Origin of the sequence: Streptomyces sp. NPDC014891, assembly GCF_043081085.1 — a bacterium.
Lineage (GTDB): Bacteria > Actinomycetota > Actinomycetes > Streptomycetales > Streptomycetaceae > Streptomyces.
On record NZ_JBIBWF010000001.1, the window covers coordinates 941,121 to 955,158 of the forward strand.

Annotated in this window: 14 protein-coding genes; 7 read left to right on the top strand and 7 right to left on the bottom strand. The window is 72.1% G+C overall.

All coding sequences use genetic code 11. The features are described 5' to 3' along the window. Position 1: 1 nt before the first annotated feature. From ACF09E_RS03880 to ACF09E_RS03890, 3 genes are read right to left on the bottom strand one after another with little or no spacing between them, the layout of a single operon-like run. Entirely contained in the window at positions 2-808 is an 807-nt protein-coding gene (locus ACF09E_RS03880) for an ABC transporter permease (RefSeq protein WP_073902099.1), read from the bottom strand. Between the two features lie 5 nt (positions 809-813). Further along, the gene (locus tag ACF09E_RS03885) at positions 814-1,578 is read right to left on the bottom strand and encodes an ABC transporter permease (protein ID WP_030316734.1); all 765 of its coding nucleotides are present in this window, start codon (positions 1,576-1,578) and stop codon (positions 814-816) included. Then, the gene (locus tag ACF09E_RS03890) at positions 1,575-2,591 is read right to left on the bottom strand and encodes an ABC transporter ATP-binding protein (RefSeq protein WP_392203699.1); all 1,017 of its coding nucleotides are present in this window, start codon (positions 2,589-2,591) and stop codon (positions 1,575-1,577) included. Before ACF09E_RS03890 ends, ACF09E_RS03885 begins: the two co-directional genes overlap by 4 nt. Positions 2,592-3,172: 581 nt before the next feature. On the opposite strand from ACF09E_RS03890, the gene ACF09E_RS03895 reads away from it, so the two are divergent. The 4 genes from ACF09E_RS03895 (at position 3,173) to ACF09E_RS03910 (ending at position 8,046) form a co-directional block, all read left to right on the top strand. After that, complete coding sequence (locus tag ACF09E_RS03895; protein WP_392203700.1) at positions 3,173-3,808, top strand: hypothetical protein; 636 nt, start codon at positions 3,173-3,175, stop codon at positions 3,806-3,808. A gap of 134 nt (positions 3,809-3,942) precedes the next feature. Next, positions 3,943-5,583: a DUF6801 domain-containing protein gene (locus ACF09E_RS03900; protein ID WP_392203701.1), complete on the top strand. Its 1,641-nt coding sequence runs from the start codon at positions 3,943-3,945 to the stop codon at positions 5,581-5,583. A 93-nt stretch (positions 5,584-5,676) separates the two neighbouring features. Beyond that, the gene (locus tag ACF09E_RS03905; RefSeq protein ID WP_392203702.1) at positions 5,677-6,621 is read left to right on the top strand and encodes a hypothetical protein; all 945 of its coding nucleotides are present in this window, start codon (positions 5,677-5,679) and stop codon (positions 6,619-6,621) included. A 216-nt stretch (positions 6,622-6,837) separates the two neighbouring features. After that, entirely contained in the window at positions 6,838-8,046 is a 1,209-nt protein-coding gene (locus ACF09E_RS03910) for a helix-turn-helix domain-containing protein (protein ID WP_392203703.1), read from the top strand. A 69-nt stretch (positions 8,047-8,115) separates the two neighbouring features. Here the strand turns inward: ACF09E_RS03910 and ACF09E_RS03915 are convergent, their stop codons facing one another. After that, on the bottom strand, positions 8,116-9,489 hold the full coding sequence (locus ACF09E_RS03915; protein WP_392203704.1) for a cytochrome P450: 1,374 nt from the start codon (positions 9,487-9,489) through the stop codon (positions 8,116-8,118). Positions 9,490-9,630: 141 nt separating this feature from the next. Between ACF09E_RS03915 and ACF09E_RS03920 the strand changes: the two genes are divergently transcribed. Beyond that, a complete protein-coding gene (locus ACF09E_RS03920; protein ID WP_392203705.1) occupies positions 9,631-10,098 on the top strand; it encodes a VOC family protein in 468 nt (155 codons plus the stop codon). Between the two features lie 216 nt (positions 10,099-10,314). Further along, positions 10,315-10,494, top strand: a complete 180-nt coding sequence (locus tag ACF09E_RS03925; RefSeq protein WP_361860112.1) for a hypothetical protein — start codon at positions 10,315-10,317, stop codon at positions 10,492-10,494. A gap of 70 nt (positions 10,495-10,564) precedes the next feature. Here the strand turns inward: ACF09E_RS03925 and ACF09E_RS03930 are convergent, their stop codons facing one another. Both ACF09E_RS03930 and ACF09E_RS03935 read right to left on the bottom strand, forming a co-directional pair. Then, positions 10,565-10,999, bottom strand: a complete 435-nt coding sequence (locus ACF09E_RS03930) for a DUF6221 family protein (RefSeq protein WP_392203706.1) — start codon at positions 10,997-10,999, stop codon at positions 10,565-10,567. Between the two features lie 183 nt (positions 11,000-11,182). Further along, positions 11,183-12,397 carry an acyl-CoA dehydrogenase family protein gene (locus ACF09E_RS03935; protein WP_392203707.1) on the bottom strand — a complete coding sequence of 405 codons (1,215 nt, stop codon included), beginning with the start codon at positions 12,395-12,397 and terminating at the stop codon, positions 11,183-11,185. A 161-nt stretch (positions 12,398-12,558) separates the two neighbouring features. On the opposite strand from ACF09E_RS03935, the gene ACF09E_RS03940 reads away from it, so the two are divergent. Beyond that, the gene (locus ACF09E_RS03940) at positions 12,559-13,206 is read left to right on the top strand and encodes a TetR family transcriptional regulator (RefSeq protein ID WP_392203708.1); all 648 of its coding nucleotides are present in this window, start codon (positions 12,559-12,561) and stop codon (positions 13,204-13,206) included. A gap of 171 nt (positions 13,207-13,377) precedes the next feature. Here the strand turns inward: ACF09E_RS03940 and def are convergent, their stop codons facing one another. After that, complete coding sequence (gene def, locus ACF09E_RS03945; RefSeq protein WP_392203709.1) at positions 13,378-13,938, bottom strand: peptide deformylase; 561 nt, start codon at positions 13,936-13,938, stop codon at positions 13,378-13,380. Between the last annotated feature and the right edge of the window lie 100 nt (positions 13,939-14,038).

The following is a 14,038-nucleotide window of genomic DNA, read 5'->3' on the forward strand; positions in this document are numbered from 1 at the left end:
GTCACCCCGCCACCTTCACGGTCGTGGTCGCGCCCCAGAGGGCCAGCGACAGGAAGAAGTCGGTGACGCTGATCAGCACGATGGCGTTGCGGACGGAGCGGCCGACCGCGATGCCGACGCCTGCCGGGCCGCCGGAGGCGCGGAAGCCGTAGTAGCAGTGGGCGACGATCACCATCACGCTGAAGATCAGCACTTTCAGCACCGACAGCAGGACGTCGGTCGGTGACAGGAAGAGGTTGAAGTAGTGGTCGTACGTGCCCTGGGACTGGCCGTTGAACAGGACCGTCACGTAGCGGGAGGCCAGGTAGGAGGAGAGGAGGCCGATCGCGTACAGCGGGACGATGGCGACGACTCCGGCGATGATGCGGGTGGTGACGAGGTAGGGCATGGAGCGGATGCCCATGCCTTCGAGGGCGTCGACCTCCTCGTTGATCCGCATGGCGCCGAGCTGTGCGGTGAAGCCGGCGCCGACGGTGGCGGAGAGGGCGAGCCCCGCGACGAGCGGGGCGATCTCGCGGGTGTTGAAGTAGGCGGAGACGAAGCCGGTGAACGCCGCGGTGCCGATCTGCTCCAGGGCGGCGTAGCCCTGGAGGCCGACGACGGTCCCGGTGAAGAGCGTCATCGCGATCATGACGCCGATGGTGCCGCCGATGACGCCGAGGCCGCCGGAGCCGAAGGCGACCTCGGCGAGCAGGCGTTGCACCTCCTTGAGGTAGCGGCGCAGGGTGCGCGGGACCCAGAGCAGGGCCTTGACGTAGAACAGGAGCTGGTCACCGGACCGGTCGAGCCAGACGAACGGGGAGGCCATCGGTCTCAGCCTCCCTTCGGCGGGACGATCTGCAGGTAGATGCCCGTCAGCACCATGTTCACGAAGAACAGCAGCATGAAGGTGATGACGACGGACTGGTTGACGGCGTCGCCGACCCCCTTGGGGCCGCCGCGGGGGTTGAGTCCCCGGTAGGCGGCGACGATGCCGGCGATGAACCCGAAGATGAGGGCCTTGAGTTCGCTGATGTAGAGGTCGGGGAGCTGGGCGAGGGCGGAGAAGCTGGAGAGGTAGGCGCCGGGGGTGCCGCCCTGGAGGATGATGTTGAAGAAGTAGCCGCCGAGCGTGCCGACGACGGAGACCATGCCGTTGAGCAGGACGGCGACGGCCATGGTGGCGAGGACGCGGGGGACGACCAGTCGCTGCACGGGCGAGACGCCCATGACCTCCATCGCGTCGAGCTCCTCGCGGATCTTGCGGGAGCCGAGGTCGGCGCAGATGGCGGAGCCGCCGGCGCCGGCGATCAGGAGGGCGACGATGAGGGGGCTCGCCTGCTGGATGACGGCGAGGACGCTGGCGCCGCCGGTGAACGACTGGGCACCCAGCTGCTGGGTGAGCGAGCCGACCTGGAGGGCGATCACGGCGCCGAACGGGATGGAGACGAGCGCGGCGGGCAGGATGGTGACGCTGGCGACGAACCAGAACTGCTCGACGAACTCGCGGAACTGGAACGGGCGCCGGAAGACGGCCCGGGTGACCTCGGCGGCGAGGGCGAAGAGCCGGCCGGTCTGCCGCAGCGCGCCGGTGATCACGAGCCGCTCCCGGTGATCCGCTCCCGCTTGGGCAGGGTGTACGCCGTGTCGTCCCTGGCGTAGGTGTCGCGGATGGCGGCCTGGGCGGCGGGCGGCAGTCGGTCGAGCATGCCGAGGACGCGCTCCCGGCGGCGCCCCACGGCGGCGCGGGGCGGGAGGCCGGGGGACGGTTCGAGCTGGGGGACGATGGCGCGGGGCGCCGCGGGCCGGCCGGCGGTGCCGTCGAGTTCGGCGGCGAGGAGGGCCGCGTCCTTCTCCTCGGACATGCCGATGGGTCCTTCGCGGCGGCCGGCCAGGAACTGGGTGACGACCGGTTCCTCGCTGGTGAGGAGGACCTCGCGGGGGCCGAAGGTGACGAGGTTGCGCCGGAAGAACATCCCCATGTTGTCGGGGACCGTGGCGGCGATGTCCAGGTTGTGGGTGACGATCAGCATCGTCGCGTCGATGCGGGCGTTGAGGTCGATGAGGAGCTGTGAGAGGTAGGCGGTGCGGACGGGGTCGAGGCCGGAGTCCGGCTCGTCGCAGAGCACGATCTGCGGGTCGAGGACCAGGGCCCTCGCCAGACCGGCGCGCTTGCGCATGCCGCCGCTGATCTCGCCGGGGAGCTTCCCCTCCGCGCCCAGCAGGCCGACGAGTTCGATCCGCTCCATCACGATGCGGCGGATCTCGGACTCCCGCTTGCGGGTGTGCTCGCGCAGCGGGAAGGCGATGTTGTCGAAGAGGGTCATGGAGCCGAAGAGGGCACCGTCCTGGAACATGAGGCCGAAGAGTTTCCGGGTCTCGTAGATGTCCCGTTCCGGGCTGCTCACCATGTCGACGCCATTGATGAGAACGCGGCCCCGCTGGGGTTTGAGCAGCCCGATGAGTGATTTCAGGAAGACCGTCTTCCCGGTACCGGAGGGGCCGAGCATCACGCTCACCTCTCCGGCCGGCAAGGTCAGGGTCACGTCCTGCCAGATATTCTGCTTGCCGAAGGACATGGTCAGACCCTCAACGACTACTTCGATTCCCATCCCACCTCCAGCAAGCGTGCGTCGGGGGTGCGCCGCGGGCGCACGTTAAGTCGGTGCGGATCACTTGGACAAGAGGCGTGGCGCAAAATCCTTGATCCGCTCCGCTCTTTGTCACCACGGAGACAAAGTCCTTGTCGTTCTTTGTCTGCGGGACGACACATGACTGTGCCGACCTGCGGCTCCGTTCGCCGCCCCGGGAACGTTACGGCCGAGTAACCTCCCCCGGCAATACCGGATCCGGAGTTTTCGGCGACAGGTGCGGAGCGGGCCCGTGTTTGTCATTCCGGAGACAATTCCCGATCCCCGCTTGTCACCAGGGAGAGCACTGCTGATTCCAGCCATCCCTGATCGATCAGAATTGTCGACATTACGCACCCCGGAACCAAGGCGATTCCGGCCACCGCTCACCCGCTTGACAGGCGAATAGCCTTCTCAAAAGAATCATGGACTGCGCCATTGTTCAGCTAAGTTTCTCGCAAGTAACGTCAGGTTTCGCGGCCGAGAAATACCGGGCCGCCGGCCGCTCCCCCCACCGCGGTCGCACCCTCAGCTGGTCAATCCACAAGGAGAGTCCGGGACCCATGAAGAAGCAGATCAGAAACCTCGCCGTCGTCGCCGGGGCGGCCACCGCCGCGTTCGCCCTCGCCGCCGCCCCCGCCTCGGCCGTGCCGTCGACGGTCTGGACCGTCAACCCGTCGCCCGCCAGCTTCACCGCGACCAACAGCGGCAACGTCGTCCTCAGCGTCAACGGCATCGCGATGACGTGTACGAACTCGAAGGCCTCGGGCAGCATGGCCAGCGCCACCGGCAACCCGGCCACCGTCGCCTCCATCAGCGCCATCGCCTTCGGCGCCACCGGCGCGCCCTGCACCAGCGTCCTGGGCAACGTGACCACCGTCGCGACCACCCCGTGGACCCTGGTGGCGCAGGACTACACGGCCGCGACCGGGGTCACCAAGGGCTACGTCGGCAACGTCGACGCCAAGGTGACGGTCGGCGCCTGCGTCTTCCGCGTGACGGGCAAGGCCTCCGGCACGTACACCAACTCGACCGGCAAGCTGGCGGTCAACAGCGTCACCGGCGAGCTCACCGTCGTCTCCTCGACCAACTGCGGCTCCGCCGTCCCGGTCGGCGCCAAGCCGCTCTTCAAGGGCGACTACCTCGTCAAGGTGGCCAACACGACCACCATCCCGACGATCGTCGGCTCCAACCCGTAAGCAGTGCGCGCCCTCGTCCGTCCGGCCGGCGACCCCGGCCGGGCGGACGAGGGCCGTCCGCGCCCCCGACGGACTTCCCTCCCTTCGCGCCCGCGCACCCGACGCCCGCGCGCACTATCCGAGCGGAGCACCAGATGAGAGGCCAGCGAGCCGCCCTGCGGCCCGGCCGCGCCCAGACGCGCGGCGCCGCGATCGCCGCACTCGTGGCACTCGCCCCCCTCCTCCCCGCGGCGGCCGTGGCCCTGGGTCCGCAGGAGGTCGACACCCGGCTCCCCTACCTCTGCACCCTGCCCTCGGGTCCGCAGCCGGCGACGGTGCGGATCAGGGCGACCCTGCCCGACCGGGTGTCCGTCGGCGGGACGATCGAGGCGGCCGACGTCAGCACGACGCTGGAACTCCCGGCCGCGGTCGCGGCCGAACTCACCGCCCTCGAAGCCGCCACCGTGCGGGCGGAGACGGCGCTCACGGTCGGCGTGGGCCAGAACGGCGCCGGCACCGACGTCGGCTGGCTCGGCACGGCCCCGCCCACCCCTGTCCCCGGCGACGGACCGCTCGTCCTCACCGGCACCGGCGACGTCCCCGCCCTCACGACGGACACCCCCGGCGAGCTCACCCTCCGCGCCGGGAACCTCACCGTCGGGCTGGCCCCGGGCAAGGCCGACGGCACGCCGACCGGTCCGGCGTCCCTCGCGGTCAGCTGCGTCCCCGGACCCGACGCGGAGGACCGGACGCTGCTCGCCTCGATCCCCGTCACGCCAGGCTCCAGCGGCACCCCGAGCCCCGGCCCGCCGAGCACGCCCCCGACGGTCCCCTCCCCGGGCCCGCCCTCCGCCCCGGCCCGGCCCTCCGCCGCGCCCCCCGGGCAGACGGGGGCCCCGGTAGGCCGGGAGACGGCACGCGGGACGACCGGAGCACCGGCCCCCGCGTCCCCCGCGGTCCCCGGCAAGGGCCCGCGCGTGGCCGCCGAGGACAAGCCCGGCGCCCCCGCCGTCCGGCCGAAGGCGCCGCCCTGCGTCACCGAGAAGCCGACGTCCACCTCGCTCTCCGCGTACATCACCGGCTACTCCAACGTGCGCAAGCTCGACGGGGCCTCGCTCATCCCGGTCTCCTGCGTCCAGCTCGAACAGGGCGAGCCGGTGATCGACTTCCGTCCGGACGGCACCCTGCACCTGCTCCAGAAGTCGGAGGGCTCGCTCCTCTACCAGGGGCGCAAGCAGTCCCCGCCCTTCACGTCCACCTTCCTGACCTTCGGCTTCGCGCCCACCACGGCGACCCTGGTGCTGGAGCAGGCGGGCCCGCTCGTCGTCGAGTCGGACGTCCTCCTGGTCTTCCCCGACAACATCGCGGAGACCTACATCCGGGTGCCCCTCGTGCTGCGCGTGCTCGACGTCGAGGTCAACGGCACCCCGCTGGACGTCGGTCCCGACTGCCGCACGGCCACCCCGCTCGCCTCGCCCGAACCCCAGCCCGACAAGTACCCCGGCGACCACCTGGTCCTGCTCGGCAAGGGCCAGCTGCTCAACGGCACCGACGCCACCGGCTACGTCCTCACCAGCGGCGGGCCGCTCACCGGCGAGGTGACGGTCCCCGCGTTCAAGGGCTGCGGCGCCGGCGGCGAGAACCTCGACCGGCTCCTCACCGCCGCCATCTCCGGCCCGGGCAACCACATCCGCCAGATCCAGGGCCAGACCTGCGCGGTGGGCGTGGAGGTGCCCACCGAGGGCCAGTGCACGGCGGACCGCCAGCCGTACGTGGTCCCCAAGCCCGAGCGCTGAGACCACGGCCCGGGCCACCCCCGGGCCGTCGCCCCCGAACCCCGCCGCACCCGCACCACCCCGCCCCGCACCCCCTCAACGAAAGGCATCGCCATGCCCCTCGTCTCCTCCCGGACCCGTCTCGCCACCCTCGCCGCCCTCACCGCGCTCGGCGCCTTCGCCTCCATCGGCTCGGCGACGGCCGCCGCCCCGCAGCTGAACGGCAGTTGGGGGCCGTCCAACCGCTGCCCCGTCGACGCGGCGGCGATGCTGGCGTCCGACGGACTCGACACCTCGCCGCAGTGCGTCGTGTCGTACTCCGTCAGCGGCTCCATCAAGCTGGGCAACACCACCGTGCCGACCGGCAGCACCAACCTGCAGATCGGCGTCGTCCAGAACGCGGACGGCACCAGCACGGTCGCGGCCCCGGCCGGCGGCGCGCTGATCGCCGCACCGGCCAACGTCCCCGGCGGCCTCCTCGGTCTGATGTGTCCCAGCGACATCCCGTTCATCACCGACATCTGCCGCCAGCTCACCGACGCCAAGCTCAACAAGATCACCGCCACCATGGAGTCGGTCGGCACGCCCTCGGACTTCGACCAGATCGCGGGCGTCCTCACCGACAAGCCGATCGTGTCCATCCCGGTCCGCATCCGCCTGGAGAACCCGTTCCTCGGGAGCAACTGCTACATCGGGACGAAGACCAACCCGATCATCCTGCGCCCGAGCAACCTCACCTCGCCCGACTTCGGCGTCGAGCGCTTCAACGGCGACGGCTCCCCGAACGAGGAGGGCGACATGAGCCGCCTCAACATCCTCGGCTCCACCCAGAGCGACAAGACCTTCGCCGTCCCCGGCGCCAGCGGCTGCGGCCTCGGCTGGTTCGGCGTGATCGACGCCGCCGTCAACCTCAAGACCGGACTGCCCTCCGCCGCCGGCAAGAACAGCCTCACCCTCAACAACACCCAGACCCACCTCACGGGCCTCTTCGCCCCCGGTCTCGCCGCCCCCGACGCCGGCAAGGCCCTCTCCCGGAACTGGCACTCAGCCGTGCGGTAACAGCCATCCAGGGTCGATTCCCGGCCTACTAGGTAAGCGCGTACCCCTTAGGCACGCCAACTCTTGCGCAACGTGTGTACAGCACACAGCAGGTGACCTAGCTTCAGCAGATCACGTTGGTACGCACCTGACGACCAAGGCGGCGCCCACCACGCCAGGCTGGGCTCCGCACCGTCGCTCCCCCACCGGTCGCGTAGGAGAGCAAGGGATCGGTTCATGCCCGCAATCACCCAGTCGCCGGACATCGGTGAACCGCTCGAACCGCTCCCCAGGGAGTTCGCCGCCCTGATGAGGCCGGAGATACCCGGCCTCATCAAGGAGATCGGCATGGAGGTCCAGCGGACCTACCCCGTGTACGCCCACCTCTTCAACGGGCCGCACTCGGACGCGATCCGCCAGGGCGTCGAGCAGGCGCTCGCCGCCTTCGTGGAACGGGTGGCCGACCCCGGCACCAACTCGGCGCTCCGCGACGAACTGCTCCGCAAGTTCGGCCGGGTGGAGGCCTACGAGGGCCGCGACCTCGACACGTTACTGGGCGCCTACCGCCTCGGCGCGCGCGTCGCCCTGCGCCGGGCCAAGATCATCGGCCGGACGTACAACCTCTCCCCCACCCTCATCCTCGCCTTCGCGGACGCCCTCTTCGCGTACGTCGACGAGCTGGAGGCCCTGTCGCGCGAGGGCTACGTCATGGTGCAGACCCGCGCGGTGTCCGATGTGGCCGCACTGCGAAGACAGTTACTCCACCTGGTCGTCGCCGGGCCGCCGCTGCCCCGCGCGACGATCGCCGAACTGTGCCGGGACGCTTCCTGGGAGCTCCCCGCCGAGTGCACGCTGGTCGCCCTGCGTCCGCCGCTCGCCGAGCTCGTCCAGGCGGGGCTGGACCGGGACGTCCTCGCCGACCTCAGCCTCCCCCAGCCGTACCTGCTGATCCCCGGCCCGCTCACCGCCGACCGCCTCGCGATGCTCGGCTCCGCCCTGGCCGGCACGTCGGCCGTCGTCGGCCTGACGGTGCCGCCGGCGCAGGCCGCCCACTCCCTCCGCTGGGGCCGCCGGGTCCTCCAGCTCATCGACGACGGCGTGGTCGCCGACGCGCCGCTGGTGCACTGCGAGGAGCACCTGACAACGTTGTGGCTGCTCGCGGACCCGGCCCTGGTGGACCAGCTGGCCCGCCGCGAACTCGCCCCGCTCGACGAGCTGTCCGGGACCCGGCGCGACCGGCTGATCGAGACCCTGCGGGTCCACGTCTCCACCCGGGCGCCCGCCGAACAGGTCGGTGAACTCCTCGGCGTCCACGCCCAGACGGTCCGCTACCGGCTGCGGAACCTGGACAGCCACTTCGGCGACCGCCTCCTCGACCCCGACCACCGCTTCGCCCTGGAAGCGGCCCTGCGCGCCCTCCACCTGGGCGGCCGCCGCAAGGACTGAACCGGGGACGACCCCCCGGCCGAGCGGCGGGCGGCGCGAGGAGGGACCTTCCAGCCCCTGCGGCACCGGTCAGGGCCGTCTCGGCGTGAGGCGGCAGCGGGCCGGGCCCGCTGCCTGGAGGGTGATGGCGGGGGCCACGGGGACCACCGTGTCGACGGCCTCCAGGTCGTGGCGCTGGAGGATCATCGCCAGGGCGATCACCGACTCCAGCATCGAGAAGTGCTGGCCGATGCAGGCCCGCGGGCCTCCGCCGAAGGGGAACCAGGCGTAGCGGGGGCGGGCGGCCTCCGCCTCGGGCGTGAAGCGGTCGGGGTCGAAGCGCTCCGCGTCCTCCCAGTAGTCCGGGTGCCGGTGCGTGACCCAGGGGGCGACGATGACGTCCGCGCCCGCCGGGATCGCGACGCCGCCGACCACGGTGGCCTCGACGGCCCGGCGGCCGATGACCGGGGCGGCCGGGAAGAGCCGCATGGCCTCCTTCAGGACCCGGGTGACGTACGGCAGCGCGTCGAGGTCCCCGGCCCCGGGGGTGCGGCCGGCCAGCACGCGGTCGACCTCCTCGTGGGCCCGCTTCCGCTCCTCCGGGTGGAGGGCGAGCAGGTGGAGGGCGAAGCCGAGCGAGGTGGCGGTGGTCTCGTGACCGGCGAGCAGGAAGACGAGGACCTGCTCGCGCAGTTCGGTCGCGTCGAAGCTGCCGTCCTCGGCGCTCTCGGCCTCGACGAGGAGGGTCAGCAGGTCCTGTCCGTCCCCGGGGGCGCCGCCGGAGCTCCGGCGCTCGGCGATGATGCGGTCGCAGACCTCGTAGAGCGCCCGGTGGACGGTGGCGGCGCGGCGGTTGCCCGGGGTGGGCCAGTCGCGGGGGACGTTGAGCGGCGAGTAGCCGCGGCGCAGGACGTACGCGCCGACGTCCGGGAAGTTGTCCTCGACGATCTCGACGGCCGCGTCGACGTCGGTGCCGAAGAGGATGCGGGCGACGGCGCGCAGGGAGAGGCGCGTCATGGCCTGGAGGACGTCGACGGTGCCGGCGCCGGCGTCCCGCCACTCCTCGATGAGGGTCGTGGTCTCCGCGGCGACGGCGGCGGCGTAGCCGTCGACGCGGCGGCGGGTGAAGAGGGGCTGGACGAGCCGGCGCTGGCGGAGGTAGTCCTCGTCCTGGCTGGTGAGCAGTCCGTTGCCGAAGGACTCCCGGACCTCCTGGTAGAAGGCGTTGTCCTTGCGGAAGTTGGCGGACTCGCCGGCGAGGACCTGCTGCGCGCCCGCGGCGGAGAAGACGCCGTAGACGGTGGTGCGGATCCCGGGCGGGCCGGCGGAGATCCGCACGACGTCGCCGTGGTCCCGGCGGGCGCGGAGGAAGGTGCCCAGGGAGTCGTTCTTGAGGTCGAACAGGGAGCCGAGCAGCGGGAGTCCCGTGAGTTCGGGCGCCTCGGTACCGGTGGTGGTGGCCATGAACGTTCCCCTCGATCGTCGCCTGACGGGTGATTGTCCCGCAGCGGGTGACCCACCGGTAGGGATGCTCGAACGGCGGGCCGAATCCGGCCGGTCGGCTCGAACCGGGCGGTTGTCAGTGCCGTCTGGGAGGCTCGCCGCATGGAGCGACCCGAGATGACCCTGCAACTGACGATCGACTGCGCGGACCCGCAGCGGCTGGTGCCGTTCTGGCTGGAGGCCCTGCGCTACGTGCCGGATCCGCCGCCGGAGGGCCACGCCACCTGGCGGGCGTACTGGGAGGCGATCGGCGTCCCCGAGGACGAACTGGGCGGGGACGCCGGGGAGCTCCCGGAGTCCATCGTGGACCCGGCGGGCACCGGTCCCCGGGTGTGGTTCCAGCGCGTCCCGGAGCCTAAGACCGTCAAGAACCGCGTCCACCTGGACCTGAAGGTCGGGGGCGGCCGCGGGGTCCCGCTCGCGGTGCGCCGGGAGCGGGTGGACGGCGAGGTGGCGCGGCTCACGGCCCTGGGCGCGACGATCCTGTACACGATGGACGAGCCGAACGGCATGGACTACTACGCGGTGGTCCTCCAGGACCCCGAGGGCAACGAGTTCTGCCTGGTCTGAGGGCGCCCTCCGGAGCGGGCCGGGAGTCGCGGCGGACGTGTCGGACACCACGTGACCGACACCACCGGCCCGCCCCGCGGTGCCGCGGGGCGGCCGGCGAGCGGCCCGCCACCCCGCCCCGGACGGCCGGAACGGGGCCGCCGAACGCCGGAGCGTGGCGGAACGCACGCTCGAATGGTGCACGGTTCACCGCTCCCTGGGCCTAGCCTTGTACGCATGTCCGATCGCCACAGAGAGACCCCGAGCCCCGAAGCCCTGAACGACGCCATCCGCACCTTGTGGGCGCGCGCCGGCGAGCAGCGCCGCGCACTGACCGCCGACGAGCAGCGGATCTATCAGGTACTCGTGGCCGCGTGGGCCGAGGCGACGCAGACGGACCAGGGGCTCGCCGCCTAGACGGGCCGTACCGGTCCAGGGGTGATCGCGGCGCCCGGCGCCTGATCAGGCCTGATCGGCAAGACGGCCCCTAGGGGCGCCACTCCGCGCGGTAGGCCGGGTGCCCGGCGTACGGCAGGGCGAGGACGCGGAGGGTCCAGTCCGGCGTCACCGGTGGGGCCGTGAACCGGGCGCCCGTGTCGTCCCGGATCCAGCGCCGGCCGTCCGCCTCCTCGACCGGTCCCATCCAGCGGAGCGCGCACGACCCGCCGAACAGGTGCTCGCCGTCCCGGCCGCACGCGGGCGGGCAGGTGACGGCCGAGGCCGCGAGCAGCTGTCGCTTCGCGAGGATCTCCGTCAGGACGCGCGCCCGGGCGACCCTCAGGTACGCTCGGCCGCCGCCGTCCCCGGACTCCTCCCGGACGATCTCCCACGGATGGAGGCCTTCCCCGGTGTCGCCGAGCCGTGCCGCGGCCGCGGTCTCCTCGTCGTAGCGAGCCGTGAGGAAGGCGATCAGTTCGTCCACGGGACCCTCCGGATGGCGTCCGCCCCGGTGCGGCGCGCCGGGTACGGGTGCCGCGTCGGTGTGCGGACGCGGGCGGATGGCCTCACTGTACGAGCAGCCGCCGGCCCGCCGGGAGCGTTCCGCACGACCGGGCCGGCGCCGCGCCCGCCGTGCGGAACCGGGCCGGATCCGGTGTGGGACCGGCTACTTGGCGATGGCCCGGCTGATCACCATGCGCTGGATCTCGCTGGTGCCCTCGAAGATCGTGTAGATGGCCGCGTCGCGGTGCATGCGCTCCACCGGGTACTCGCGGGTGTAGCCGTTGCCGCCGAGTATCTGGATCGCCTGGGCGGTGACCTTCTTCGCGACCTCGCTCGCGTACAGCTTGGACATCGAGCCCTCGGCGGCGGTGAAGGGCCTGCCGGCGGTCGCCATCCAGGAGGCGCGCCAGACCAGGAGGCGGGCGGCGTCGATCTGGGTGGCCATGTCGGCGAGCTGGAAGGCGACGCCCTGGTTCTCGATGATCGGGCGGCCGAACTGGACGCGGGTCCGCGCGTAGTCGAGGGCGACCTCGTAGGCGGCGCGGGCCGTGCCGACCGCCATGGCGCCGACCGCCGGGCGGGAGGCCTCGAAGGTGGCCATGGCGGCGTTCTTGACGCGCTCGCCGCCGGCCTTCGCCTTCTCGCGGGCCCGGGCCAGCCGCTCGTCCAGCTTCTCCTTGCCGCCGAGGAGGCAGTGGCCGGGGACGCGGACGTCCTCCAGGACGACCTCGGCGGTGTGGGAGGCGCGGATGCCGTGCTTCTGGAACTTCTGCCCCTGGGAGAGGCCGGGGGTGTTCGGGGGCACGATGAAGGAGGCGTGGCCCTTGGAGCCGAGCTCCGGGTCGACGACCGCGACGACCACGTGGACGTTGGCGATGCCGCCGTTGGTGGCCCAGGTCTTGGTGCCGTTGAGCACCCACTCGTCGGTGGCCTGGTCGTAGACCGCGCGGGTGCGCATCGAGGCGACGTCCGATCCGGCGTCGGGCTCGGACGAGCAGAACGCGGCGACCTTGACGTCGTTCGCGTCGCCGTACATCTGCGGGACCCAGGCGCCGATCTGCTCCTCGGTGCCGTTGGCGAGGACGCCGACGGCGGCGAGGCCGGTGCCGACGATGGAGAGGGCGATGCCGGCGTCCCCCCAGAAGAGCTCCTCCATGGCCATGGGGATGCCGAGGCCGGTGGGGTCGAAGAACTGCTGGGCGTAGAAGTCGAGCGAGTAGATGCCGATCTTCGCCGCTTCCTGGATGATCGGCCAGGGAGTCTCCTCACGCTCGTCCCATTCGGCGGCCGCGGGGCGCATCACGTCGGCGGCGAAGCCGTGGAGCCAGTCGCGGACCTGCTTCTGGTCATCGTTGAGTTCGAGCGTGAACTCGCCCATATTCCCTCCCAGCAGTACGTTACTTGCGGTAACACCAGTCTGTTACCGGTCGGTACGGGCTGTCAACCTGCGGTGGAGCGGTTCGGCCGACCGGCACCGGACACCGGCCGGGTGTTACGTTGCGACAGCCTCACGAATCGCACGGGCGGGGAGACACGCACATGGACATCGCACACCGGACCACCGACCAGCAGACGCCCGCCGAGCAGCGGCGACGCGAACTGCTGGAGGCGGCGGACCGGGTGGTGCTCCGGGACGGCCCCAAGGCCTCCATGAACGCGATCGCGGCGGAGGCCGGCATCACCAAGCCGATCCTCTACCGCCACTTCGGCGACAAGGGCGGCCTCTACCGCGCTCTCGCCATCCGCCACACGGACGCCCTCCTCGCCGCCCTGCGGTCCGCCCTCGACGCGCCGTCCGACCGCCGCCGCCGCGTCGAATCCACCCTCGACACCTACCTCGCCTCGATCGAGGCGATGCCCCAGGTCTACCGCTTCCTCATGCACCCCGCCGAGGAATCCCACCAGGCCGAGCAGGGTTTCGACGTCGGCCGCCACTCCGCCCCGCTGCTCCGGCGCATGGGCGAGGAGCTCGGCCAGGTCATCGCCGAGCGCATCGACCTGGGCCCCGGCGCCGAGGCCCAGGCCCGGATCTGGGGGCACGGCATCGTCGGCATGATGCACGCGGCCGGCGACTGGTGGCTCGGCGAGCGCCCCTGCTCGCGCGCCGAACTCGTGCGCAGCCTGGCCGACCTCCTCTGGGGCCGCCTCGCCCAGGCGTCCGACCGCCCCGGCGGACCGGGGTTCTAGGGGGCGTCTCGCCGGGACCGGCCCGGCGAGGGGCGACGCCGCCCTCGGCTCCGGCCCGGCGAGGGGCGACGCCGCCCTCGGGCCCGGGCCGGACTCCCGCCGGTGCCGTCGGACCCCGGGGCACTGCGGGCGCGGCCCTCGGGCCTCCGCCACCGCCGCCCCGCAGGGGCCTCAGGTCTCCAGCACCCCGACCCCGCCGCCCCACGGCTGCTTGCGGACCGCGCGGATCAGACGTGACTTGCGCCACCCCGTGACGTGGTCCGCGTAGACCCCGCCGTCCAGATGGTCCGCCTCGTGCTGGAGGCAGCGGGCGAAGAAGCCCGTGCCCTCCACCCGGACCGGCGTGCCGTCCAGGCGCACCCCCTCGACCACCGCCCGGTCGTAACGGGGCGTCGGGGCTTCGAGCCCCGGCAGGGAGAGGCAGCCCTCGGGGCCCCGCACGACGTCGCCGTCCGCCTCGACCAGGCGCGGGTTCACGACGTGCCCCAGGTGGCGGGTCTCCTCGTCGTCCGGGCAGTCGTACACGAAGACCCGCAGGCCGACGCCCACCTGGTTCGCCGCCAGGCCGACGCCGTTCGCCGCGTACATCGTGGCGAACATGTCCTCGACGAGCCGGGCGAGTTCGGGCCCGAAGTCGGTGACGGGCGCGCAGGGCGTGTGCAGGACGGGGTCGCCGAGGAGAGTCATCGCTCGGACCAGGCCGGAACTGCCGGGGATGGGGCGGTTTCGCATGGCCGTAAGGGTACGGTCCGCCGTGACCTGGCTGTTTCGGGTGTCTCACCACGGTGCCGCTGTTCGGGCTGCTGGCCGGATCTCGATAGGCTGAGCCCGG

What these genes read in the sequence shown, in the direction of transcription:
- ACF09E_RS03895 (WP_392203700.1), top strand. Translation starts at nt 3,173, where the DNA reads ATGAAGAAGCAGATCAGAAACCTCGCCGTCGTCGCCGGGGCGGCCACC.
- ACF09E_RS03890 (WP_392203699.1), bottom strand. Translation starts at nt 2,591, where the DNA reads ATGGGAATCGAAGTAGTCGTTGAGGGTCTGACCATGTCCTTCGGCAAG.
- ACF09E_RS03935 (WP_392203707.1), bottom strand. Translation starts at nt 12,397, where the DNA reads ATGGGCGAGTTCACGCTCGAACTCAACGATGACCAGAAGCAGGTCCGC.
- ACF09E_RS03880 (WP_073902099.1), bottom strand. Translation starts at nt 808, where the DNA reads ATGGCCTCCCCGTTCGTCTGGCTCGACCGGTCCGGTGACCAGCTCCTG.
- ACF09E_RS03940 (WP_392203708.1), top strand. Translation starts at nt 12,559, where the DNA reads ATGGACATCGCACACCGGACCACCGACCAGCAGACGCCCGCCGAGCAG.
- ACF09E_RS03910 (WP_392203703.1), top strand. Translation starts at nt 6,838, where the DNA reads ATGCCCGCAATCACCCAGTCGCCGGACATCGGTGAACCGCTCGAACCG.
- ACF09E_RS03925 (WP_361860112.1), top strand. Translation starts at nt 10,315, where the DNA reads ATGTCCGATCGCCACAGAGAGACCCCGAGCCCCGAAGCCCTGAACGAC.
- ACF09E_RS03920 (WP_392203705.1), top strand. Translation starts at nt 9,631, where the DNA reads ATGGAGCGACCCGAGATGACCCTGCAACTGACGATCGACTGCGCGGAC.
- ACF09E_RS03905 (WP_392203702.1), top strand. Translation starts at nt 5,677, where the DNA reads ATGCCCCTCGTCTCCTCCCGGACCCGTCTCGCCACCCTCGCCGCCCTC.
- def (WP_392203709.1), bottom strand. Translation starts at nt 13,938, where the DNA reads ATGCGAAACCGCCCCATCCCCGGCAGTTCCGGCCTGGTCCGAGCGATG.
- ACF09E_RS03900 (WP_392203701.1), top strand. Translation starts at nt 3,943, where the DNA reads ATGAGAGGCCAGCGAGCCGCCCTGCGGCCCGGCCGCGCCCAGACGCGC.
- ACF09E_RS03915 (WP_392203704.1), bottom strand. Translation starts at nt 9,489, where the DNA reads ATGGCCACCACCACCGGTACCGAGGCGCCCGAACTCACGGGACTCCCG.